Source organism: Vibrio sp. 970 (genome assembly GCF_033339075.1).
The window spans coordinates 1-557 of record NZ_JAWOTW010000659.1 but is presented as its reverse complement, the minus strand read 5'-3'; the positions used below and the strand labels follow the sequence as shown (position 1 = coordinate 557).

At 46.3% G+C, this 557-nt stretch carries 1 pseudogene; it reads right to left on the bottom strand.

What is annotated here, in order from left to right:
• Nucleotides 1-557, bottom strand: a pseudogene (locus R7Q11_RS28465) (RimK/LysX family protein); the annotation flags it as partial.

Below are 557 nucleotides of genomic sequence, written 5' to 3'. Positions count from 1 at the left end.
GTCTCTTTCTTACCAATCATTTTCGCGTTGGGTTGTTCTTGCAGGTAGTCATACCCAGCAAACACCCACGCGTTATCATCTAGGTAAGTTTTGCCAATCAGGATTGGCGCAGAGAACTGTTTGCGCGAGGTAAGGTTCACCACGGTATCTACCGTATGCCCAGCAATCGTCATCGGCATTTTTACGGTTGGTCGCAAAATCGGTTTTTTGCTGGTGCGACTGCGGATAGCACTGATGCGCTCAAGATCGTCGGTTACCGTGATCTCTTTGCCAGTATAAGGATGCTGAATCGTGAAACTGACGGTGACTTGATAAGGTTCAAAACTGTTGGCTTCCCATTTGGCTTGCGTGCCACCTAAATCATCGACAGTTGCCCACAGCAGTTTTTCATCTTTAAGATTTTTGTATTTGGGATTGCTGCTGCTTACGTGAATATTTTCTGCATGCATGGAGGTGGTGTCAGCGCCGGTATCAATTTTACCGATGAAAGGGACGTCACTTAGCTCAGGAATTTCGCTGTAATACACACTTTCGACCCGCCCTAAAACTAACTTATC